Annotated in this window: 22 protein-coding genes; 3 read left to right on the forward strand and 19 right to left on the reverse strand. The window is 40.0% G+C overall.

Annotated features, from left to right (window positions below; translation table 11 throughout):
* The first annotated feature begins 74 nt into the window (after positions 1–74).
* Positions 75–974: a LysR family transcriptional regulator gene (locus PR767_RS12505; protein ID WP_272520398.1), complete on the forward strand. Its 900-nt coding sequence runs from the start codon at positions 75–77 to the stop codon at positions 972–974.
* A gap of 112 nt (positions 975–1,086) precedes the next feature.
* Here the strand turns inward: PR767_RS12505 and PR767_RS12510 are convergent, their stop codons facing one another.
* The 13 genes from PR767_RS12510 to PR767_RS12570 all read right to left on the reverse strand — a co-directional run bounded on the left by PR767_RS12510 (position 1,087) and on the right by PR767_RS12570 (position 14,289).
* A complete protein-coding gene (locus PR767_RS12510) occupies positions 1,087–1,386 on the reverse strand; it encodes an HdeA/HdeB family chaperone (protein WP_004908543.1) in 300 nt (99 codons plus the stop codon).
* Between the two features lie 233 nt (positions 1,387–1,619).
* Positions 1,620–2,915 (reverse strand): MFS transporter, encoded by a 1,296-nt coding sequence (locus PR767_RS12515; RefSeq protein ID WP_115167817.1) that lies wholly within the window; start codon positions 2,913–2,915, stop codon positions 1,620–1,622.
* A 93-nt stretch (positions 2,916–3,008) separates the two neighbouring features.
* Positions 3,009–3,470, reverse strand: a complete 462-nt coding sequence (locus PR767_RS12520; RefSeq protein WP_272520399.1) for a RidA family protein — start codon at positions 3,468–3,470, stop codon at positions 3,009–3,011.
* A gap of 9 nt (positions 3,471–3,479) precedes the next feature.
* A complete protein-coding gene (locus PR767_RS12525) occupies positions 3,480–4,640 on the reverse strand; it encodes a M20 family metallopeptidase (protein ID WP_109911764.1) in 1,161 nt (386 codons plus the stop codon).
* Between the two features lie 15 nt (positions 4,641–4,655).
* Positions 4,656–5,723 carry an alanine racemase gene (locus PR767_RS12530; RefSeq protein WP_109911763.1) on the reverse strand — a complete coding sequence of 356 codons (1,068 nt, stop codon included), beginning with the start codon at positions 5,721–5,723 and terminating at the stop codon, positions 4,656–4,658.
* 11 nt (positions 5,724–5,734) lie between these two features.
* Positions 5,735–6,394 carry a helix-turn-helix transcriptional regulator gene (locus PR767_RS12535; RefSeq protein ID WP_109911762.1) on the reverse strand — a complete coding sequence of 220 codons (660 nt, stop codon included), beginning with the start codon at positions 6,392–6,394 and terminating at the stop codon, positions 5,735–5,737.
* Positions 6,395–6,678: 284 nt separating this feature from the next.
* A complete protein-coding gene (locus tag PR767_RS12540; protein WP_004908526.1) occupies positions 6,679–7,779 on the reverse strand; it encodes an ABC transporter substrate-binding protein in 1,101 nt (366 codons plus the stop codon).
* Between the two features lie 78 nt (positions 7,780–7,857).
* Positions 7,858–10,059 carry a TonB-dependent siderophore receptor gene (locus PR767_RS12545; protein ID WP_109911761.1) on the reverse strand — a complete coding sequence of 734 codons (2,202 nt, stop codon included), beginning with the start codon at positions 10,057–10,059 and terminating at the stop codon, positions 7,858–7,860.
* Between the two features lie 222 nt (positions 10,060–10,281).
* Complete coding sequence (locus PR767_RS12550; RefSeq protein ID WP_109911760.1) at positions 10,282–11,052, reverse strand: class I SAM-dependent methyltransferase; 771 nt, start codon at positions 11,050–11,052, stop codon at positions 10,282–10,284.
* 13 nt (positions 11,053–11,065) lie between these two features.
* Positions 11,066–11,416: a cupin domain-containing protein gene (locus PR767_RS12555; protein ID WP_004908515.1), complete on the reverse strand. Its 351-nt coding sequence runs from the start codon at positions 11,414–11,416 to the stop codon at positions 11,066–11,068.
* A 35-nt stretch (positions 11,417–11,451) separates the two neighbouring features.
* Positions 11,452–12,192: an ABC transporter ATP-binding protein gene (locus PR767_RS12560; protein ID WP_272520400.1), complete on the reverse strand. Its 741-nt coding sequence runs from the start codon at positions 12,190–12,192 to the stop codon at positions 11,452–11,454.
* A complete protein-coding gene (locus tag PR767_RS12565; RefSeq protein WP_109911758.1) occupies positions 12,189–13,208 on the reverse strand; it encodes a FecCD family ABC transporter permease in 1,020 nt (339 codons plus the stop codon). Before PR767_RS12565 ends, PR767_RS12560 begins: the two co-directional genes overlap by 4 nt.
* Positions 13,201–14,289 (reverse strand): ABC transporter substrate-binding protein, encoded by a 1,089-nt coding sequence (locus PR767_RS12570; protein WP_109911757.1) that lies wholly within the window; start codon positions 14,287–14,289, stop codon positions 13,201–13,203. The genes PR767_RS12565 and PR767_RS12570 overlap by 8 nt, the downstream gene beginning before the upstream one ends.
* 95 nt (positions 14,290–14,384) lie before the next feature.
* Between PR767_RS12570 and PR767_RS12575 the strand changes: the two genes are divergently transcribed.
* Positions 14,385–15,101, forward strand: coding sequence for a Crp/Fnr family transcriptional regulator (locus PR767_RS12575; protein WP_272520401.1), 717 nt, complete (start codon positions 14,385–14,387; stop codon positions 15,099–15,101).
* Between the two features lie 39 nt (positions 15,102–15,140).
* Here the strand turns inward: PR767_RS12575 and PR767_RS12580 are convergent, their stop codons facing one another.
* Positions 15,141–17,198 carry a TonB-dependent receptor family protein gene (locus PR767_RS12580; RefSeq protein WP_272520402.1) on the reverse strand — a complete coding sequence of 686 codons (2,058 nt, stop codon included), beginning with the start codon at positions 17,196–17,198 and terminating at the stop codon, positions 15,141–15,143.
* Positions 17,199–17,456: 258 nt separating this feature from the next.
* On the opposite strand from PR767_RS12580, the gene PR767_RS12585 reads away from it, so the two are divergent.
* A complete protein-coding gene (locus PR767_RS12585; protein WP_272520403.1) occupies positions 17,457–19,001 on the forward strand; it encodes a S8 family serine peptidase in 1,545 nt (514 codons plus the stop codon).
* A gap of 46 nt (positions 19,002–19,047) precedes the next feature.
* Here the strand turns inward: PR767_RS12585 and PR767_RS12590 are convergent, their stop codons facing one another.
* From PR767_RS12590 to PR767_RS12610, 5 genes are read right to left on the reverse strand one after another with little or no spacing between them, the layout of a single operon-like run.
* Positions 19,048–19,641, reverse strand: coding sequence for an ATP-binding cassette domain-containing protein (locus PR767_RS12590; protein ID WP_272520417.1), 594 nt, complete (start codon positions 19,639–19,641; stop codon positions 19,048–19,050).
* 14 nt (positions 19,642–19,655) lie between these two features.
* A complete protein-coding gene (locus tag PR767_RS12595) occupies positions 19,656–20,432 on the reverse strand; it encodes an ATP-binding cassette domain-containing protein (protein ID WP_272520404.1) in 777 nt (258 codons plus the stop codon).
* A complete protein-coding gene (locus PR767_RS12600) occupies positions 20,426–21,238 on the reverse strand; it encodes an ABC transporter permease (protein WP_272520405.1) in 813 nt (270 codons plus the stop codon). Before PR767_RS12600 ends, PR767_RS12595 begins: the two co-directional genes overlap by 7 nt.
* Positions 21,235–22,203: an ABC transporter permease gene (locus tag PR767_RS12605; RefSeq protein WP_272520406.1), complete on the reverse strand. Its 969-nt coding sequence runs from the start codon at positions 22,201–22,203 to the stop codon at positions 21,235–21,237. Before PR767_RS12605 ends, PR767_RS12600 begins: the two co-directional genes overlap by 4 nt.
* A complete protein-coding gene (locus PR767_RS12610; RefSeq protein ID WP_272520418.1) occupies positions 22,203–23,756 on the reverse strand; it encodes an ABC transporter substrate-binding protein in 1,554 nt (517 codons plus the stop codon). Before PR767_RS12610 ends, PR767_RS12605 begins: the two co-directional genes overlap by 1 nt.
* Between the last annotated feature and the right edge of the window lie 126 nt (positions 23,757–23,882).

Consider the following 23,882-nt stretch of genomic DNA (forward strand, 5'->3'; position numbering starts at 1 on the left):
AGTTTTAGTCCTTTCTTTGTCGATACAAGGGAGGTAACATGATTGTTTAATAAATAAGAACAATCATTGTTATTATGCAAAAAAATCTCAAAAAGATTATCAGTTTTCTACAAGTTGTTGATTCGGGCTCATTCACTAAAGCCGCAGATATTTTAGGGCTAAGCCGTTCTATGGTGAGTGTCGATATCAAACAATTAGAAGCTCAGCTTAATGTAAGCTTGCTAACACGAAATACGCGAAATATTGCATTAACAGAGGTGGGAAAACATTTTTATGACGACTTTAAACGTATTCAAAGTCAAATAGATGAAGCTTTCGAAAAAAGCCAAAATTTAGGAACTAATATTGTAGGTTTGCTGCGCTTTTCATCAACAAGTGAATTTGGCCAACGTTTTATTTTGCCACTACTACCTGAATTTTGCCGCCTTTATCCTAAGCTAAGGTTACAGTATTCATTTAACTCATCCTTAGATGACCTTATCACAGAGAAACTCGATTTATCTATTCGGTTAGGTAATTTAAAAAATTCATCCCATAAAATGAAAAAACTGGGTGAATATGAAATTTACTTAGTTGCCACCCCTGAATTTCTAAAAAAACACCCAATCAAACAACTCACTGATTTAGCAAATGTTCCATGGATTAACCATGCGCTATTAAACTGGCAAGATCCTCAATATTTTTTACAGAATTCAAAAAATGAAAAATATTACTTACCTTTAATTAAAAACCAATATGAGTCTAATTCTGCCGCCGTTATTCACCATATGGTGTTAGCCTCATTAGGTATTGCAATATGCCCAGCTTGGATGGTTGATGATGACTTGCGGTATGAACGCTTAGTTCATGTATTACCTGAATACCGTTTGCCGAAACAAAATATTCAATTACTTTACCCAAATACTTTTGTTTTACCGGCTAAGACACGTACATTTATCGATTTCTTAACCGATAAATTAGCGGCAAAGAAATAAAGATAGGTCGGTTCAATGTTTCTAAAATAGAGATTTCTAATCTACCACAGTAGAATAGCCATTTTCCTAATCGGAAATGGCTATTATGCCCTCCATGGCATAATAGTTTGCTTTATTTCTTAGATGCTAAATAATCTTGTAGAGTGCCTTCCGGCTTTTTCTTACAAAACTCAACAATCTGAGGGACTTCGGCAACACTTTGCTCTGTTAGCGCAACATAATCTCCACCTTTAAATTGCGTTTCTTGATTTGTTACCCATAACGCAATAGGTGCCCAGCTCTGAGGGTCTAAATTAATAAATTGCTGGCAAGTCATATTTTCAGGTGTAACCGTATTTTTGTCTGCCGCCATTGAGTTAAATGAAATTGTAGATACAGCAAGTAATACGCTAGATATAATAACCTTTCTCATTTTGAACTCCTTTGAAAATTAAAAACACAGAATCATGTGCCGGAATATTATTAGCATATTATTTATGGAACTTACATATTCTAATTTTGATGATTAAATTTATACCGAGTCAAAAATTCGAATAATAAATAATAAAAACAAATAACTATGAACAATTACTTAATTAGACCATCAATATACGATATATTTTTTTATAAAAAAGCCACTTATACAAAGTGGCTATGATTATTTAATTAGACTGTTTTTACTTCCATCTCAGCAGGATCTTTAATTGGTTCATTAACAAAGAAGAAATAAACCAATGATGCTAGGAATGCGACAGTTGCACAAACCACAAGGGCTAAGGTAAATGAATGTGTTTGGTCAATAATAATACCGGTAATAATCGGAGCAAACGACCCTCCAATAAAACCACCGAAATTTTGAATGCCACTCACAGAAGTGATTAAGCGAGAAGGCACTGATACTAAAATCAATCCCCAAGCAGAAGTCCCCGCAAAGTGAATAGAAAATAGTGCCATACTAATACACGCAACGGCTGAAAAGGTACTGTCAGTATAAGCGGCCGGCAATGTAAACATCGCAGCGAATAACAAGCCTAAGCAAATCATCCACTTACGGCTTTTCATTTTGTCAGCACCGCGTTTCGCCACATAGTCTGCAACAACACCATTTACCAGCATTCCCAGCGCACCAAATAAAAAAGGTATTGCTGCAACCCAGCCGGTTTTTTCTAGACTTAAACCTCTGGAGTTTTCAAGATAAGCAGGCAACCATGTGAGGTATAACCAAACCATATAGCCCACACCATTAAACCCAATGATCATTCCCCATAAAGAACGTTGTTTAAATAATGACGCCCATTCCTTGAAAGAAACTTTATTCGTTGAAGATGGTGGAGCACCGTCATTTAAATAGTTTAATTCATCATCTGTTAATTCTAATTGTTCGCGATTACGATAGAAAATAAACCAAAGTATAGACAGAATAATCCCACTAATACCGATAATAATAAACATTGTACGCCAGCCAAAAGCTAACATTAATGCGATGAGCAAAGGTGGCGCTAATGCTTGAGCTAGCGTAGAGGACATATTTACAATCCCCATTGGCAGACCACGCTCACGGATATTATACCAATCATTAACGACTTTAACGCCTGTCGGTAAATGCGGTGCTTCACCAATACCTAAAATAACCCGTGCAATAATTAAATGGGTAAATGAAGATAATAGCCCTGTCACGGTTTGTGCTAATGACCATAAGAATAAACCGAAGCCATAGATCTTTTTAACCCCAAAGCGTTCCATTACCATACCTATAGGTAGTTGGCATAACGCATAGCCAAATGAAAATACCGATAACAATAATCCCATTTGGGTTGCACTAAATCCTAATTCTTTACTTATTGTAGAGTTAGCAATAGAGAGTGATGCTCTATCTAAAAAATTAATGATACCTGCTATCAACAAAAATGTAAGCGCAATAAGCTGCCAGCGCTTTAGCCTTTTACTCGCATGTAGTGACATAATTAAGTACCTTTAAGACGTAACAGGACCCTGCGGAATAATATTTACTCCGCAGATTTATTTTATTAATAATCTTTATTTTTTATCTATTATTTACGACTTTAACTTTAATATTAATTCTATTTCCACTGGCGTATCAAAAGGTAATGTATTCGTACCGATTGCTGAACGTGCATGCTTACCTTTATCACCGAGTATTTCAATTAAAAAATCTGAAGCTCCATTCATGACTTGTGGTTGGTTTTTAAAATCATTAGCACTTTGTACAAAACCTAATAATTTTATACATTCATCAATTCTATCTAAATCTCCTAAATATGCTTTCAACGAGGAAAATATATTAACAATGCACTGTTTTGCTGCTTCTTGGCCTTGCTCAACTGTTAATTCTTTACCTAATGTACCGCTATAAATTAAGACGCCATCTTTTTGGCAATCGTGGCCTGATGTATATAATAAATCCCCATACTGCTTAATGGATACATATGAAAATTTTGGCGTCCCTGGTGTGGCAATTTTAATCCCTTTATCTTCTAATTTTTTTTCAATATTCATTCAATTTTCCTATTTATTGAGCAAGATATTAGCCATGTCATAATAAATTTCCGCAGCAAGGTATAATTCTTTTATTTCAACAAACTCATCTTTAACATGAGCTTGAGCTAATCCCCCTGGTCCCATAATAAGTGTAGGGATCTCACTGGTAACCGAGAAAAAAGGCGCCTCACATGTCGCTTCAAATATTTCTGGTTGCGCTGTTTTTTCTGTAAAACGGCTCACTGTATCTAATGCAACTTTAGTTAATTCGTGATCTGCTGGGATATCTGAAGCGGGAATAAATAAGTAATTATCTAAGTGATAATCTATCTCTTCACCTTTATTATATTGCGCAATAGCTTGATGCAATCTCGCCTCTATTTCTTGCTTTTCTTCCCCTGGAACGAGTCTTCTATCTATTTCAATATCACAATGCTGCGGAACGATATTCGGAGCTGTACCACCATTTATGGTGGTAATAATCATTGAAGCATTTCCTAATAGTGGGTGACTAATTTCCTCAACAGAAGTGCGATGTTGCTCTATCGCAGGTAGTATTTTGGCCATCTTAGAAATGGCACTATCAGGATAACGAGTTTTTGCTGCATGACCCGCGGTGCCTTTAGTACTTAAGTTATAACGGCTAACGCCTTTATGTGCGATACAAACACCAAGAGACGTTGGTTCACCAATAATGGCATAATCTGCAGAAATTCCATCTTTAATGTAATGCAGCATGCCAAGATTAATTCTCTCCTCATCCACATTAAATACTAATGTTAAATTACCTGAAAATGCATCTTGATTACGCTTTAATAATGTTGCCGCATACATCATTGCAGCAACACCAGACTTCATATCTGCGGCTCCTCGCCCAAAAACTTTGCCATCTTTAATCACTGGGTCGAATGGCTCGGTGCTCCAACCACAACCACAAGGCACAACATCTATATGACCGTTGAATAATAAATGTTTACCTTTTCCTGAACCTTTTAAATGTGCAATAACATTTGGACGTCCAGGAGCAACCTCTTGCATTTCAACATCAATATTTTCTTGTTTAAAGTAGTGATATATAAATTCAGCAACTTGTTGTTCTTCCCCTGGTGGGTTTTCAGATTTATGCCGAATTAAGGCACAAAGAAGCTCTAGCAACTCATGTTGTTGCTGTTCATTTAATTTATACATTTTATTCTCCGATATTTAATATCGTGCGTCTGGTATAATAATATGGTCTATTTCATTATTATTTAATGCATATATTTTGTTTGTTAAGTTAGGAATAACACAACTGTGATTCGGTATAATATTTAATACATCACCAATATTTAATTTAATTTGTTTTGGGTCATAGCGAAGATAGCCATGCTCTTCATTTAATTTAACTAGTTTTATATTTGGGTCTTCCACTATATAACCAAACCCTGGTTCTGCGGATTGATCAGAAGTTAATGTTTTTGTCCCTGCATCTACTGTTGCATACCCCTCAATAGGAATACTCACAACCGTTGTTCTTATTGTTAAAGCGCAATCTTCAGGCGTATAAATACCACCATAGATAGCATTCATATCGCCAAAAATAAAGTTCCCAGCCCGTGACTCTGTAATCCCTTTTAATTCATCAGCATAGAATGAAGATAATGTTGAGCCGCCAGATGTCCGAGGCGCTTCGATACCCAATTTCTCTAACCGTTTTTGGCAAGATAATAAAAGCTCTGCTTCTGCTTTTGCCGCTTTACGTATTTCAGGCTCTGTACGGTATTGGTATATTGTTCCTGCATAAGTAAATACACCAATAATTTTCAAATTAGGTAATTTTTGTATTGCCAGTGCAAATGGCTCTAAGTCATCTAATTGAATTCCTTCTCGGTGAGCACCATAATCAACAGCAATATAGACCTCAATAATTTGGTTTTCTTGCTTTGCTGCTGCTGATAATTGTTCAGCACCTTGTAGGCTATCAATAATTGTTCTTAATCTGATTTTTTTAGCTAACTCAATAAATTGCTTGCACTTTTGTTCACCGATCATTGGGTAAGCAAGTAGAATATGATCAATTCCGCCTTCCGCCATAACTGTCGCTTCTTGCAATGTGGCACACGTAATTCCTTTTGCACCACAGGCAATCTCAAATTTTGCTAATTCTACTGATTTATGCGTTTTTATATGTGGCCAGTGTTCAATATCTTGCTGTGTTAGCTTGCCTATCATGCCTCTGACATTTTTTTCAAGTTGCTGTAAATCTAAAGCAACATAAGGCGTTATTGGCATAAAAACCTCTCTTATTCTTCATTATTGTCTTCCCCTTTTAATTCCGCTAAATAGGTATAAAGGGTATATTTGGAAATATTTAAAAATTCACAGATTTTCTCACCTGCTTTTTTGATTAAGAACGCACCTCTATCATCAAAGAATTTAATTGCATCCATTTTTTCTTTTTTTCCCATATTGATGACGGGGACTTTAATAACCTGCATACATTCTTGAATAAGGTGATCTAATATTTCATTAACGTCCGTGACAAAAACTTCCTTAACCGTATCCTGCTCAATGCTATTGCGCTGTGTAATGCCTTGAATAGCTTTTTCTGCAGCAATAAATTCTGAAATATCTTGATTAATACAAAGTGCCCCAGAAACTTTGCCAGTTTCATCACGTAAATAGATTGAAGTTGAACGCAACATTTTCCCATCTTTGGTTTGGGTAAAATAATTGTATTTGTCGCCATCAACATCAGTGCCGCGCAATACCTCAAGCCCTAAATTACTACTTGGGTCTCCCACCTTTCGCTTCGTTACATGACCATTAATAATTGCAACAATACTGCTTTCTAGCCCTTTACTATGGTCATGTAATACCACTTCACAAGTGTCGCCAAATTGGCCCGCAATCCCTTTCATAACTGCCAATAACATTTCAAAGTTGTCTTGGATAATTTTCATTTTCTACCAAACTTATTTTAAGCCTAACTAAATATTAGTTAGATCATAATGGAGACTCAATCAAGATTTGAGCAATTTGTGATCTATATCTTGATTCTAGCTAACAAATTTTTAGTTGCCATGACTAACATAGCAATAATCCCAGTTTATAAAAAAACTGGGAGATAAGATAGAACAAGGGATTTCAGAGAGTTTGTTAATGAATGGAAAGCTATATAGAGATAAACTAGCCGCCTAACTTTTTGTTAGTTTCTATTCCCGACAAAAAGTTAGCGATCCTATTTTTATAGATTCACCCAGAACACCCCCGTTTCTCGGATCTCTGTAAACTGCTTTTGAAAGTCAATTAAGTTTTGTTCTGGATTTAATGCGCTAAATCGCTCTGGATGCATAAATTTAGCCATAGCTTCAATGGCAAATATGTTCATCGGATTGTTGTAAAAATTATGGTAAATCGCCATAACGCGCTTTTCTTTAACTGCCGTTAATGATGAAATCCCTTGCCTATCCATTAATACCGATAACTGCTTCTGCACGTTAGCTTTATCTGCATTATATCCTAAGCTTACTGCGAGCGAGCGACGATTAAAATTGTGCCAATCAGCGCCAGTCAATAAATAGAATTCTGGGTTTAATGTAATAATATTCTCAATGGAGCTTTCAGCCCCTTTTGCAGGAAAGCTATCTGCAACAAGATTATTTCCACCTGCCAAGGATGCTAAAACACCATAACCTGAACGCCCATAAAGCTGACAGCAACTATCCGCAAATAGCCCGGCATTTGCTTCAATCAAAACAGTTGGAAATGGCTGAGATAGTTGGCTTTCAATGGCCTCTAATTTCTCTTGATACAGCGTTGCAAACTGCCCCGCTCTTTCTTGTGTTCCTAATAATTCTCCTAATAATAAAATGCTTTTCGGCGTATTTTTCGCAATATCCATTCGAAAATCAATAAAAATGACTTGGATACCTGCAGCTTCGAGTTGCGGTAAAATTTGACTATCACGCATCGCACCATAATTAGCCTTATGCATAACTACCACATCAGGCATTAACTCGATCAATTTTTCAACTTGGAGACCGGCTTCACGTGTTTTCTTTAACGTGGGTATTTTGCCTAATTCAGGCAACACACTGAAATAAGCTTGTTTTAAATCTGGTGCGTATTGCGTAAGCGAATCACTCCAACCCGCAATGCGTGATATCCCTTCTTTACCAGCAGCAATATCCACTGGCAAAATATCACGGCTATCCACCAAAAATAATTTTTCGACGGGAAGATTAACAGTAACTTCACGACCTTGTAAGTCAGTGATCACCGTTGATGTTTTTGCCTGCGACCAAAAACTGAGCAAGCAAAATAACCCTATAAGAAATGATTTCATGGAATATCTCATTACTTTTTATTGCTAATAATCTGCTAGAAATAAGTCACTAATACATAGTGACTTATTTTCAATTAATTAAAATGTCACACTGTAATTAAGGGCAAAGGTTCGACCACGGCCTTTATAATCGTACAGGTTTGCAGCTCCGTATTTCGGGCTATATAAACTTTGTGCCCGCTGCCCCCAAATTGTGGAGTAATTTTTATCTAGTAGGTTTTCCACTGCAAAGCTGACTTTACCCACTGGCAGCATATAACTTCCTAATAAATCAACGGTATTATAACCATCAAGTTTCTTACCTGCCGCATCCGTTAAATTGAATGTTTGTTGGCTTTGTAAGCGTAGTGCCCAATCATTCGGTTCCCAACCAATATAAGCATTCACTTTTGACGGGCTCGCGAAGTCAACGCTCCATTTTTCCCAGCTACCATCCACTTTAGTTTCTGATTTTTGTAGATTGAAATTACTTCCTACGCTCCAATCTGAATCAGCAAAGAAGTAATCCACCGCGCCTTCAACCCCATAAATACGGCGTTTATCGGTTTTCATATAGATGGTCATATCATCTTTATTAATGCCATAACTTCTATCAGACAACGAATAATAGGTGGCAACTTGTGTGCGCAGGTTTTCCCCTGTGTAACGCCATCCTAACTCAAACGAGTTAACCTTAATTCCTTTTACCTTGGTATCATTAATGTTAACACTTTTATTGAGATGGTAGTGACCATTGGCATCTGGGGTCTTCGCATAGTCACCTGTTCCGTAATACTTAGCAATATCAGGAATTTCAAAGCCTTGAGAGAAATTAAACCATGTTTGTTGCTCTTCAGTTAGGTTAACCAGCAGCCCTGCATTAAACAGTAAGTTGTTGTAATCCGTTTTCCCACCCGGTACTGCATCCGCTGATTTACCTTTACCATTAGCAATCGCTTCTTGCTGCGCATAACCAATAAAATCATCCACTTTATTTTCAGTATATTGGTAACGCACACCACCGCTTAACGTGAACATCGGCGTAATGTCATAACTGCTTTGTAAAAATGTCGCCATATTGGTGGTGGTATAACTTGGATAGCGGCCGATTTGGAAAGCTTTAGTTAAATCCATTCCTCCTGATTCTTTCGCTTTATCTAAATCAAAAAACATTTGATTCGCACGAAATTGCTCATGCTCTGCATCCACACCATAAGTTAACGTTAATTCATCGATAGGTTGGCTATTGAATGTCAGCTTGGTTCCATAAAAATTGGTTTTTTGATCCGATGAGCTGATACTTGTAACATCCTTGCCAGTCAAGGTTGGGAAGGGATAAAACTTTTGTGATTCATCACGATAATAAACTTGAGCAACAAAATCTTGCCCAAACACATCTGCATTTGAATACTGTAAATTGAGCAAATTGCGCTCAGTTCCTGGCAAACGATCAGAGCTTAATTTACTGCTGTTATAAGCTTCACCTTGTCCTTTAACCGCGGAAAAGTCTTTTCCTAAATAGAGGCCGTGTTTACCATCAGACTCACTTTTATAATGCTGATAAACGGCTTGAAGCTGTTGTTTTTCATCGATTTTGATAGTACCTGATGCCATCACGTCAAGACGATCAGAAAATTGCAGCCCTGTTTGGGTATTATCAATATTAATCGCATTACCTTTGCCATCATACCAACCGCCATAGCGTTGATAAGCAACAGAAATTCGTCCGTGAGCGTTCTCATTACCACCACTTACTGCTGCGGCAACATTTTCATCGTGATCTTTACCATTGTTAAAGCCTGTTTTTCCACCTAATTGCAGAGAAACCTGTTTTTCTTCTTGGCCTTTTTTCGTCACGATATTAATCAAGCCACCACTACTGCCACCGCCGTACATCGCCGTTGCACCTGAAATAACCTCGATATGATTGATATTAAAAGGATCGATGGAATCTAATTGGCGACTATCACTACGAGAAGAGTTAAGGCGTACCCCGTCCACCATCACAATCATTGAACGGCCACGCATATTCATGCCATAGTTTGTCCGCCCTTGGCCACTGACACTCATTCCTGGAATAAGCTGCGCTAAAATATCTTTTAACTCTTTTCCACCTTCAGCTTGCTGTTCAATTTCAGCATTATCAATCACCCATGTGGTTTGCGCCATTTCTGAAACGGTTTTATAACCACGTGTAGCGGATACGGTTATGGATTCTTCTTTTTTATCAGCGGCAAATACGGAGGGGGAAATAAAAGGGAAAAAGCAAGGAGAGATAATAAAAAAATGCTTTATTTTCATTAAATTAAACCTTTACATTATTAGAATTGCTGTTATTGAATCTAAAAAATAAATCACAATGCATGATTAAATTACTATTTATTATTTTATCAAATAATTATTATCAACAGTAACTAAGAATCAAGATAAATATAAGAATTATTATTATTAGCAATATAAAATATAAGGTTATTCAACATAAAAATACAAATCACGCATCCCTGCGTAAGATCTTCCTATAGGTTACTTCACGCTAACGACTGCAATATAATTCAATTTTCCACGATTTTGCCGAAAATGACGGAACATACGCAAAAATTGAGGACGGTTTTCTTTCTTCAATGCATTGCGGATAATCTTTAGCGCACCGAATACACCTTCATCGTAAATTAACCCTTTTGGCGATAATAGCGTCATTGGGCCAGTATGGGATACCACTTGCTGAAAGCCCACTTGTTGGAATAATTCCACCCACTGTGTTTCCGGTAATGGTTGCGCTTTGACATTAATCGCTTGTTGCATTTGAGAAACGACATTTTGGACAGCTTGGGCATCCTTAAATGCAATATCATGGGTTAATAAACATCCGCCTGGCTTTAGTACTCGATAGTACTCCTGCAATAGCTTTGCTTTCGCTTTATCAGCGTACATGGTTAGCATGGCTTCATTAATGACCACATCAAAACTGTTATCCTCAAACGGTAATTTCGATGCATCTGCCATTTGAATTGTCACTAATTCTGTTAACCCTTTATTCGCAACGTTTTTTTGTGCTTGTGCAAGCGCCTGTTTGTCCATATCAATACCTGTAATATGGCAATGAAATTGAGAGGCAATTTCAATAGCTGTGGTTCCCATATTACACGCAACTTCAAGAACTTGGCTGTTCTTATGTAATCCTGATTGGCTAAGTAACCACTCGGTTGCTTCTTTCCCTCCTGGGCGTAGGCGTTTTTTCCCCAAACGAGCTAGAAATTTGTGCCCTGCTTCATGGGCAGTAAATGATTGGTCCATTTGCACCTCCAAGTTAGTGTGTACAAGCCATTTCAGGCTCACGTAACATAACTAACAGCATTTTTGCGGGTTCAAGTGCATCTACCGCATGAGGGATATTAGCCGGCATTCTGACAATTTCCCCAGGTTTAGCCGTCACTGGCTTACCTTCGATGGTGAGTTGTAAACTCCCTTCAACAACCATCACAATGGCGTCAAAAGGGGCGCTGTGTTCAGAGAGCGCTTGGCCTTTATCAAAAGCAAATAAGGTGATATTCCCCCCACCATTTTTCGCTAATACACGGCTTGCAATACCTTGTTCGGTATAATTAATTAACTGATTGATAATCAGCGCTTCTGCGGGTGTTATTGTGTTATTGCTCATCGTTTATATTCCTTAATTTAATCATTTTCATTCAGTTATCTAAATAGCGGAATGACCCCTTGGGTCTGCCGGCCTTGATAGTCTATTGGCGTAATTGCAACAGGTAATTGGTACAGTTGTGTCAGGTTTTCTTCCGTTAAAATTTGTTCAGTTTCACCAAATAAACAGCCGCTACTGTTAAACAGCAATAATGAATAGTCAGCGATATGCAGCGCATGCTGTGGATAATGACTCGTAAATAAGATGGTCATTCCGCGATGTATGGCTAAATCACGTAAAACGCTGAGCACACTGTCTTGGTTGGCAAGATCCAACGCGGATGTCGGTTCATCCAGAATCAAAATTTTTGGTTCACAGGCTAATGCTCTCGCAATCATAACCATTTGTTTTTCCCCTCCACTGAGACAGTTAAAGGGTTGGTCCGCAAAATTACTTATGCCTAAGTACGCTAAACACCGCTCTACAATTTGGTTATCTTTTTCATTGGGTGAGGCATACCACGGCAAGTGACGAATACGCCCGAGACTCACCATGGTGCGAACAGAATAATGAAATAGTGAACCACTAAGCTGTGGAACATAAGCGACGGGGGCATTTAGTGAAATATTGCCTGTTGATCCTTTTTGTAAACCGAGCAAGAGTTTTAATAAGGTGGTTTTTCCACGGCCATTCGGCCCTAAAATCGCGCCAATGCTGCCTTTGGGCTGCTGAAAAGTTAAATTCGTAAATAACTGGCGCTGTGCAATTTTGAAATTAAGGTGTTCAACTTGGATCATAAATCGGCCACCTTTTTATTTAATGTATGGATCAGTAGTGCAAAAATGGGGGCACCGATTAGTGCGGTGATCACACTTAATGGAATTTCCGCATTCGTCATACTGCGGGCAAAGGTGTCGACAGCTACCATATAAATCCCACCAATAACTGCACTAGCGGGCAGTAATATCCGGTGATCATGTCCTACCACTAGCCGTGCAATATGCGGAACAATCAGTCCTACCCAGCCGATGGTGCCGGATACCGCCACTGTCGCACTAGTGATCAAGGTCACGCTGAGTAACACGGCCCAACGGGTTCTATTAATTTTCATCCCTAAGGCTTGTGCATTTTCTTCCCCTAAGGAGAGCACATTGATACGAAAACGCAGTGCAAAAATGACTAAAACACAGACCATAACAACAGGAAAAACAATATTAAGTTTAAGATAAGACGCACTGGCAAAGCTGCCCATAAGCCAAAAAACAATGGTTTGCAAAGTATTATTAGGGTCTGCAAAATAGGTAATTAACGAAATTAATGCAGCAAAAAAAGCATTAATAATCACCCCCGCAAGGATTAACATTAATAGCTGGCTGCCTTGGCGATTCAAGCCGAGTAAAAAAACTAGCACGATAGCTAACAACCCACCGACAAAAGCCAATGAAATGGTGATCAACAAAGAAGAAAATAACAAAATAGCTAGCGCGCCACCCAATGCGGCTCCAGATGAGACGCCAATAATTTGCGGCCCAACTAATGGGTTACGGAAAATGCCTTGCAAAGCCGCCCCCGCAACCGCCAACCCAGCCCCTGCTGTACCTGCTATCAGAACTCGTGGTAAGCGCACATTTAACACGACATTTTGTTCCGTACGACTATAGTTCCCCATCATCTCGTTACCCAAAATGGTGTCATAGAGAATATGCCAAACCGCAGAAAACGAAACCGGGTAGCGGCCACAACTTAGTGCCAAAACAAACGTCAACAATAGGCAAATGGCGAAAACGAGCCAAAGATATTGGGGCTTACGCATGCGGTTTCCCCATTAAAGAGATGTAGTGCTGGCTATTTTTGTTCATCTCCATTTGCAAAATGCCGTCAATTTGCTCATCAGACACGTCATAGCCATAAAGTTGCTGATATCTCAGGCGAATTTCCTCACGCAATGGCATTTTCATCGTTTCTGGATGAAAAATCATTGATAACCATTGCCAATACAGCGGTGTTTCTTGGTTTGGTGCATCCCAGATAAAACCACCAATAGGAAGTTTATATACGCGCTGGTTTTTCACTGCAGTGACTTCGCTTAACATGGGATTGCGATAAACGTCAGCTGGCGATAACCCCTCTTCGAAATTACCCAATAGAATAATGTCAGGGTCCCAAACAAGAATTTGCTCAATATTGAGCGTTCTTGGCCCAGTGAGGTCGCGGTTTAAACTCACTCCACCCGCCAATGCAAAATCCGCGTTGTTGTGTGATGTTGAGCCAAATGTTTGAATACTCTGGTTAAAATGGGAGAGATACAGAACACGAGGCTGCTGCGCTTCTGGTATTTCAGCGGTAGTTGCTGAGAGTGTATCGACAACTTCTTGGCGCCACTGGATCATCTTCTGTGCTTTATCATTGTGGCCAAGTGTTTGTCCCATTAGGCGAACCCACTCTTGCGTATAGCGTTCTTGCCCATAATCTAACGTAGCAACAGTCAGCCCTGCATCACGCATAGGGGAAATAATATCATCCCCTCGATGACCCCATTGCCATACCAGATCGGGCTCCACATTAAGCAATGCTTCAATATTTGGTGTAAAGTTGTTACCTACGACATTTGAATTCACCTGTAAAACAGAAGAAAACATTTGGCTTAACATGCCATCTCGCGCAGCAACCTTTGCAAAAGGATGCATTCCAACTAATTTTTCACTGCTTTCATCCATACCAACTAACATCGAAGCGGCAGGGATTGGGATCACGACAATACGTTTTGCAGGGGCTGACAAATGAATTTTATCCCCTGACATATCTGTGAAATCAACGGCTTGTGATGCATATACGTTGCCCATCCCCCACAAGGTCAGAAAAACGGCGATGAGTCTAAAAGCATTATTTATCATAGGGTTATTCAGCTCTCTGCTAAGATCTCAATTGATAATGTGTATGATTATCATTTATACTTATGCCATTCTAAGACGGCGTAAGAGGATGACCTATGACATTTGTCAAAAACGTTTTCCCCCATACACAATCACTCAATGCCATAAAATCGTGCTTACTGTTTAATGGGATAGAAGATGAAAAACTGGCATTACTGCTGGAAAATTGTGGCCATATTCGCTTTAAAAGTGGTGAAATCCTGAACCATGAAGGAGAACCATTTAAGCATTGCCCTTTGATGATAAGCGGGCAAATCGAGGTGTATCGCCACACTTATTTGGGCGAGGAAAAAATTTTTGGTTTATTTTGCACAGGGGAAATTGTTGCCATCGCAGCCGTTTTTATGCCACATAACCGCTATCCTATGAGTTTACGGGCAAAAACCGACGGTGAAGCCTTGCTACTCGATAAACGTGATATTTTACGGCTTTGCCATGCCTGCCCACAAATTATGGAAAAGCTACTCATGCGTTTTAGTAGCAAACTGTATGAAAACATTAACCATATTGATTGGCTAACTTCAAGTTCTGCTGAACAACGCTTGGCTGCTTATATTCTTGAATTAAAACATAAACAACTAACTTCAGATATTGTTTTACCTTTATCACGGGGCCAGCTCGCGGCTAAATTAGGCATACGCTACGAAACACTCAGTCGGTTGGTTTCTGGATGGCGGCAAAAAGGGTTTATTGATATAGAGAAAGACACTGTGCATATCCATAATGAAAACTACTTAACGCAATTATCTATTTCTGCACAGCGCCCATTTTAACAACCACGCATTAACCAATATTAATGCGTTTATTTATTATTAGAAATTATAGGTTACGCCACCATTCACATTAAACCCCATACCGGGGAATAAAGTGCTGTCTTTTGCTGTGACGGTTTGGTTGGCAACCGATGTTGTTGCATAGCGCTCATCGGTTAAATTATCCATCGATAAATACACAGACCACTGCTCTGTAGGCTTATAACTACCTTTCAGCCCCAGTACGGCATAATGTTTACGTTTTTGAATATCAAGGTTGTTTTGGTGGTCAACTGCCATATCCGTAGGTGCCCAATGAATATTAGGCCCAACACTCCAATCCCCAATTTCATATAACACCTCGGCAGCAACAATATTACGTGGAATACCCGCGATATAGTTGCCATTATATTCACCGCCCATGAAACGGAAATCATTATAAGTCCAAGAAACTCGGTAATTGATATCCCCCGGACCTGCGCCAACACGTCCTGTAAGCCCAGCTTCTAAGCCTTGATGGCGAGTTTTCGCGGCATAATTAAACACACCAACGACAGTTCCTGCACTGTCATAAGTGGTAATATACTCATCTTTAATTTGGCTACGGTACAGCGCAAGGCTCCATTTCAACCCATCGGTGACATCGCCTTCTCCCCCAATTTCATAAGTAATGGCTTTTTGTGGTGAGAGTTTCGTCAATTTTCCATTGCTGGAGTTAATAATTTCCCAAAATGTTGCAGGTTCTTCACTCGCACTGATATTGGCAAAGTAGCGCTGGCTTTCTGTTGGCCGCCAAATCACTCCCGCTTTTGGTGTCCAAAATGTCCAACTTTGGTCTAACGACAAATGACTCTGTCGTTTTTCTACATCACGGCGCGCATGTGTGCCTTTCACATCTAAATTAACGGTCACTGTTGGCGTAATATGTAAGTCTACCCCAACACTGCCGTAGAGGTTTTCAGCTCGGCCATCATATTTACCTATTTTTGTTTTGTCTGCAGGTGTCCCTTTACGATTTTGCATTAATTCAGTCTGCAAGGTCATTTGGTCCCATGCAAGAGCTGTACGATATGTCACGGGCTCAGTTTCAATATTATAGGTAAATTGCAGCCCTTCACTGTGGCTGCGGCTAAACCGGTAGTAAGCGGGAGTAGTAAAATTATCATGAGTACGAATGTGCCAAACTCCTGCACCAATTGCTTGGTTATCCACTTGCCAGTCAGAGCGGTTAGCCACTCGGAATTGCTCAACATTACGGTGAGGATCACGCAACCAAACCATTGGGTACACCTCTGTTGGGTTATTATTTAATACCTCTTCAGAAACTGGCCCCGCAACGTCAAAGCGCAAATCTGTCCAACTCAGCCAAGTTCGGTTTTCAAAGTTATCAGTCACATAACCAAAGTTGCTACGTAACGTTTTACGTTGAGAAGCAGAGTGTTTGCGATAACCATCAAAATGGTCATAAGTGAAATTAATACGCCCATCAAATAACCCATCATCAGAAACACCACCGAAGGCGGTTTGTAGCCCTTCGCGCCCATGGGAACCGTACTCATAACGTAGGCGCCCTTGCTCACTTCGGCCAGTGTAAGAGAGCACATCCAATTCACCGCCCAAGCTGTTACTTTGTGGGTTAAGGCTATTTGCGCCACGGCGTACGCTCACCATCCGCGCATCACGCATTTCTAAGGTACTGATGTGAAAACTGCCGTCTGCATCTGTTGCGGGTAAGCCATCTTGCAGCAGCAATACGCCACGAGCAAGCGGTGCACTTTGCACGCCAGAGCCGCGAATATTTAAACGCGGCTGGTCAATCCCCCCAAAGAAATTTTGGATAACCAACCCAGGCTGGTAATCCAAGGCGTCTTGTAAGGTAGCAAGGCGAGTTTCTTTTTCGATAACAACTAAATTTGTTCCGCCAGCCACTTTTTCAAGTTTATCTTTTTCTTGCTGTTCACTCGGTGACAAACGGCTTTGGCCTGTTGAAGACGTGACGACCAGTTTGTCTGGTGTGCCTGCTGGTGCAGCGAACCCAATTGGTGTCGCCAAAGTACCTATGCCTAAAGTGAGTGCAATACAATGCGCCAATTGGTGCCGTTTTAAACGATAAGACATATATTCACCCCAATAATAGTAATGGTTATCATTTTCATTTGAGGGATTTAAAATAGAGGATGGGTATAGATATCCCTATGACATTTGTCAAAACCAAAATAAATTAATTTATTATTTATATTAAAATTATAGTTTCCATTAAATTCTATTAAATTATCAATCTTGTCGTAAATACAATTTCCCTTTTAAATAACATACCCAACTTAATGCTTAAATAATTAAAAGCATATCAATATATGTTATATAAAAAGAGAATATATGAATATAAAAACCTTTAAATTTATCGATAAATATTCAAATGGCATTGTCGTTAACTTTGATAATAGAAACAAAAAAACAGTCACCATTAGCTTATTTTTAGATAATGAAAATATAGAAACCATATCAACTAATAATGACCATTATCTTTTCAAGGTAGATAAATCGGGGAACTACCACGTAACCATTTCATTTATAGATAGCAATAAAAACATTCACCACCTAATTGATAGCCCTGCTAGCTATTACTTCACCCAACAGAAAACCAAGCAAAATATTAAAAAAGAATCCAAATCAAAAACAATAAATCATAAAATAGATGGAATTAATAAATATTTTTTAGAAATTAAATCTGAAATAAAAAGTTCGCATTTGATTATGGATATATTACCAAATGAACTAATGAATTCAAAATTAATATTAATCAAATCAAATATTGAATCCTCTGTTAAACAATATGAATACCTAAACCTTTATGGAGAAGATAATTTTGATCGTTTACTTGAACTATCACAAAAGATTGAACAATTAGATTATGTCAGCTATTGCTGTATTTGTCCTGACACGACCGGCTATCTTCCGCCAAAACTCCCTTTAAATAGTCAAGTTCTAGAAGAAGACACCAGTAGCAATGAGATAACCCCTAATTTCACTTATTTACAAAAATATTTAGATGCACCAATGGGTATGAATGTGAGAAACGCATGGGAAAAAAACATTGATGGTTCGCAAGCCGTAGTACGCCATTTAGACTTTGGTGTTTACAAAAACCATGAAGATCTCAAAAATTCAAATCTGATCGTCGTTAGTAGCCGCCCTGAAACCCAAGATTGTAATCATGGTACCGCATCAACAGGCTGTATTATTGCCACTAAAAATGCATTTGGTGTAACTGGCATTGCACACAATTGTCAATTTTATTTCTATGATACTGGCGATCTCGATCAACTTACTAATGATGCCCAGCCTGGTGATATTGTAAGCTTAGACATTCAATTTTCTTTTGGCGAAAAATTACTTCCTGCCACAGCTGTGCGTAATTGGTGGGAAAGAATCAAAATTATGGTCGACAAAGGTGCAACGGTTATATTGGCAGCCGGTAATGGTGGGTTAGATTTAAGTGAACCCGGAGTTATGACTGATTTCGGTGATAATGGCAGTATGTTAGTTGGCGCGTGTAATAATCAGACTGGAAGTCGTGCTTATTTTTCTAATTACAATCAAAAAAGTTCATTAATTAATTCATGGGGAGATTGGAGTGTTACAACCACAGGGTATGGCTCACTACAAAAATACCCCGGTAATGAACGCAATTACACAAAAGATTACTCAGGTACATCTAGTGCGACTCCTTTGTGTGCAGGCGCATTAGCATTACTTCAAGGCTATGCTAAACAACATCAAATTATTTTATCTGCTTGGGGAATGCGCGAACTGATAAGAAAATCGACCTATACGGAAGGTGTTAACGATGGGATTGGCTATCGCCCGAATGTCAATGATTTATTAAAAGAAATTGATAAACTGGCCCAAATTACTGAATAATTGAATTATAGTTATGCCGTCATAACCGATGGCATAACATAACCTTTTATTTATCTGGGCTAAAAACACGACTACACACTTTCTCTAATAACGCTTTATTATGGCTAAAAATAATCATCGCCAATGGGCGCTCTTCCGATAATCTCACTAACAACTGCCAAATCTCTTTTTGCAAATTGGCGTCTAACTGTGCGGTGATTTCATCAGCAATCAAAATTTTCGTTCGCGGGTCAAGGGCTCGCAATAAGGCGATACGAGCAAGCTCACCACCGGATAACTCACTGGGAAGCCTTTCTAGCCATGCAGGTTTAATCGAAAAATACGCTAACCAGTGAGAGTCTGGCTGCCAAGCATCAAATACACTCGCACCGACCTTACGGTATGGGTTAAAACTTTTCTCTGGATGCTGAGGGACTAATTGAACCGGACAATAACCATGTCGAGGCAATGGTTGGCCGTCAAATAGAATGGTTCCTTGGGATGCTTTTTGCCACTGAGCTAATACTCGGCCTAACGTAGTTTTACCAAAACCACTGGGCGCAGATATTCCAAGGCGTTCACCTCTAGCCAGTGACAAACTAAAGTCATCCCACAGCCGTTGCCCACCTTGATCAATACATAAATTATTTACTTGTAAAATAGGTTCAGTAATACTCATTTACTTGCCATAAATTGATGTTCAGGTAACGCATTCCACAACGATTGTAGCCATTTTCCACCACCGCCTTGTTGCAGTTGTTGGCTGCTTAGCACTTCTTCCAACTCTCCGTTACGTAATAAGGCGATGCGGTCAGCAAAACGCACAGCCATGGATAAATCATGGGTGATCCATAAAACACCTCGGCCAACGTGACACAGTGATTTTATATTTTCGAGCAGTTGCATCGCATGGTCGTCATCCAACCATGATGAGATTTCATCCGCTAAAATATATTGTGCGTGGGAAAGTGTCGCACTGCTGGCGAGTACCCGTTTTGCCATTCCACCGGATAACTGGTTTGGGTAGCTATCCACTAGTGAGCTTTGCAAATTATATTGCTGTAAGTGCCGTGCAACATCGTGCATTTTAATATGCTGCCCACTTAACACTGCGGCACGTTCTAATTGTGGGCCGATACGAATTAGCGGATTAAGCGCGCTAACCCCTTGAGGAATATAGCATAATGCATTACCACGGTGCTGAGCTTTGTTTTGTTCCGTCAGCCTTTTACCATTAAGGTGAATACCACCACGACAGCGCATATTATGGGGAAGTAACCCCAAAACACTCTGTAATAACAAGCTCTTACCTTCCCCGCTCCCACCCACCAGTGCAACCATCTCACCGGGCTGAATATCTAAGGAAATTCCTTGTAGTAACGGAGCCCAACGTTTACGTCCTAACCAACGAAACTGCGCGACATCCACGGTGAGATTATCAAGACTCAACATACGGCCCCCTTCAACCATAGCTGCTGCAAGGCTTTGGCAAATTGGTCAAATAATAACACTAGTCCGACTAATGCAACGCCTGGGAAAACCACCAGCCACCAAGCTCCTGTGCTGAGGTAGCGCAATGCATCAGATAATAAAATACCTAGTGAGGGTTCATGAGGCGACAAACCAAAACCTAAGAAACTTAATGCCGCACTGTGTAAAACCGCATGGGGAAACATTAACAATGTTCCTACCATCCATTGCGGCAAAATCATGGGTAAATAATGATAACGCCAACGATAAAACGCACTGTTACCAATACGTTGAGATAACATAATGTAATCTGACTGGCTAACTCGTTGTAACTCCGAACGTAAAATTAAGGCTAATTTTGGCCAATGTGTCAGTGCAACGGCCCAAATCACCCCCATTTTTCCACCACCCAGCGTAAAACAAATCAATACCAGTAATAAAAGATGCGGCAATGCCAACATAGCATCAATAATGCCACGCACCACATAGTCCATAACTTTGCTTATTGAAGATAACCCCGCCATGACAAGTGCAATGAAACCACTGGTAATGGCAGCCATAAGGCCAATTTGCAAACTTGTTGCCACACCATGAAAGGTTCTGGCAAATAAATCACGCCCTAAATTATCTGTACCAAATAGATGCGCCCACGAAGGTGGCAAACGCCTATCGAGTAAATTCATTTCAATATCATTAAGGGAGAGGCCAAACGCATAAATACTAACGATGACCAATAAAAGTAATGAGAAAGCTAACTTAAATAAGGCGCGATTAGGGTTATAGGTCATGATCCTCTCATCACTCCCTTATTCACTTTTTTTAGCAGGCTGTCTGCTACCGTATTGCTTAAAAATATTAGCGTAGCGCATAACATGACGATCCCCATCAACAAGGGAATATCTCCACGTAGCCCCGCATCTATCGTTGCCTGACCTAAGCCTGGATAGGCAAATACTTTTTCAGCTAGCAATGCCCCACTCAATAATTCACCTACAGAAGCAAACTGCAAACAAATTGCGGGGGTGATGGCATGTTTCAACACGTGGAACCCCATCATTGACCAGCCATTATCCCCTTGAGCCCGTGCGTAATGAATAAATTCACTGCTCATCACCTCAACAACTTTGGCTCGTGTATGCAATGCGATATTACCCACGCCTAGCATACCCAACGCAATTACAGGCAAAATTAGGTGATGAAGTTTCTGTGAAAAAGTTGCCGTTTGCTCATCCAAGCCTATCGGCCAAGCGCAGCATATTGGAGCCCATTGTAATGTCACCGCGAACAAAGACAGCAACAGCAAACCGACCCAAAAAACAGGAATTGAAGCAAGTAAATAGCATAATGTTGAGATAAGTTTGTCTGGCCAGCGGTTTAAATAACGCCCAGCGACTAACCCTAGCGCAAAACCCACAATACCAGAAAACAACCAAGCACAAATAAGCAATGCTAAAGAAGGCACAAGGCGGTCAGCAATCACTTGAATTACAGGGGTATTATAGAGCATGGAATAGCCCAAATCCCCCTGTAATACTTGTGAAAACCAACGCCAGAACTGTACCCATAAAGGCTGATCAAGCCCCCATCGCGCAGCAATTAGCGCATATTGCTCAGGAGGCACATGCAGTAAGTCATTGCCAATATAGGCTTTTATTGGGTCGATAGGCGAGTAACTCAGCAGGATAAAAATCCCCGCTGCCGTTACGGTTAATAAACAAATAAATCGCAATAAAAGCCCAAGTGCAGTTCGCATTACTGACAGGTCCACGCCCATTCATCGACATTATTTAACACCGACCAAGATCCGTGAATTTCAGGAGCACTGGTACCTAAATCAACACAATTATTCAGTAAATAAATATGTTGTAGGTTCATCAACCAAGCCCATGGAGCATCACCTTTAATACCAACACCCGTGCTACCGTTCCTATCTACTTGCTGCCATAACGGAATCGCCGCGTCTTGGTCAGCTTGTGCTAACGCTTTTTCGATTAGCTCATCAACGGCTGCATTTTTATAATAACCAGGGTTATAAAAGCCAACACCTGCTGCTTTGCTACTGTAATTATGGACAATTTCCATCGGGTCTAAGCCTCCCCAACCAAAAAGTGTTGGGTTAGCATGCATGTGTAGCTCAACGGTTTCCCAGCTCCCCGATTTTAAATCCATCTCGATACCAATCGGTTTTAAGCTTGAACGGATTGCCTGCGCAAGGTCACGACGTGTGGTATCACCACTGGCATACCATAATGTCAGTTTTGCCACTTTGCCATTTTTCTCACGTAAGCCCTCTTTATTCAGCTTCCATCCCGCATCTTCTAAAATGGATTTCGCTTTTTCAAGATCACCATCTTTAAAAGCGGAGTCTGGGCTATTCCATGGCAGCCCTGCAACGCCGGTATAAGCCGGTACGGCAAAGCCTTCCAACACGGATTCCGCTAATAGTTTACGGTCAAGAGCATAGTTAATGGCTTTACGGACAGCAACATCTGAAGTGATGTCGTTACCGATAGGGTTACCTTGAGCATCTTTCTCACCGGCAGGTGGAATTGGGAAAGAAATGCCGCGGTTTTCCACGCTATAGCGCTCAACCAATTTCATGTTTTTCACATCATTAGCATTCGCCGCTACCGCAGCAGGGATACGAACAATTTCCAGTTGATTGCTTTGTGCCGCCGCAAAGGCCGCATCTTCATCAAGGAAAACAAAGACCATTTTACCAAAGTCATTTTTTGGCCCTGCATAATACGGATTTTGCTCGACAATCAGTTGCTGCCCCGGCTGGAATGCAACTAAACGATAAGGACCTGCGCCAATTGGGTTATGTGCATAGGTTTTCGCATCATATTTATCGGCACAAACAATCCCTAACGAACCAAGTACATTAATAAAGGTACTTTGTGGGGAAGATAAGGTGATTTTTACGGTGAGTGGGTCAATTTCCTCTGCTTTGGCAAAATTCCCCATGTCCACCTTACCGCCACTTGCCGCAGCATTGTTATAGGTAAATACAACATCTTTTGCCGTTAACGGTGAGCCATCGGAAAATTTTAAGCCTTTTTTCAGCTTGAGTGTCCACTGTTTACCATCTGCATTATGTTGATAACTTTCAAGCATATAGCTATGCCATGAAAGGTCAGCTTTTTGTTTAAGTAATGGGCTATGCAACAGTAGGTAGCTGCCGTGGCTCCACCCGAGCATGGGGTCAAAACCCTCAGTTGGCTCTGAACCAATCGCTAAACGTAAAGTTTGTGATTGAGCCGGTTCAACTGCTTGTGCTTGCAGTGTGAGCCCCATCAGGCACATTGCTGCAATGATATTTTTAATCATACATCCCTCTATAGACAAATTTTATTTTTTATTTCATATAATTAATGATGTTATTTTCATTAATGTCGCTATTGGTGAGATATTCACTATGTGTAGAGTAAC

It is taken from the genome of Providencia sp. PROV223 (genome assembly GCF_028479245.1).
Taxonomy (GTDB): Bacteria; Pseudomonadota; Gammaproteobacteria; order Enterobacterales; family Enterobacteriaceae; genus Providencia; species Providencia rettgeri.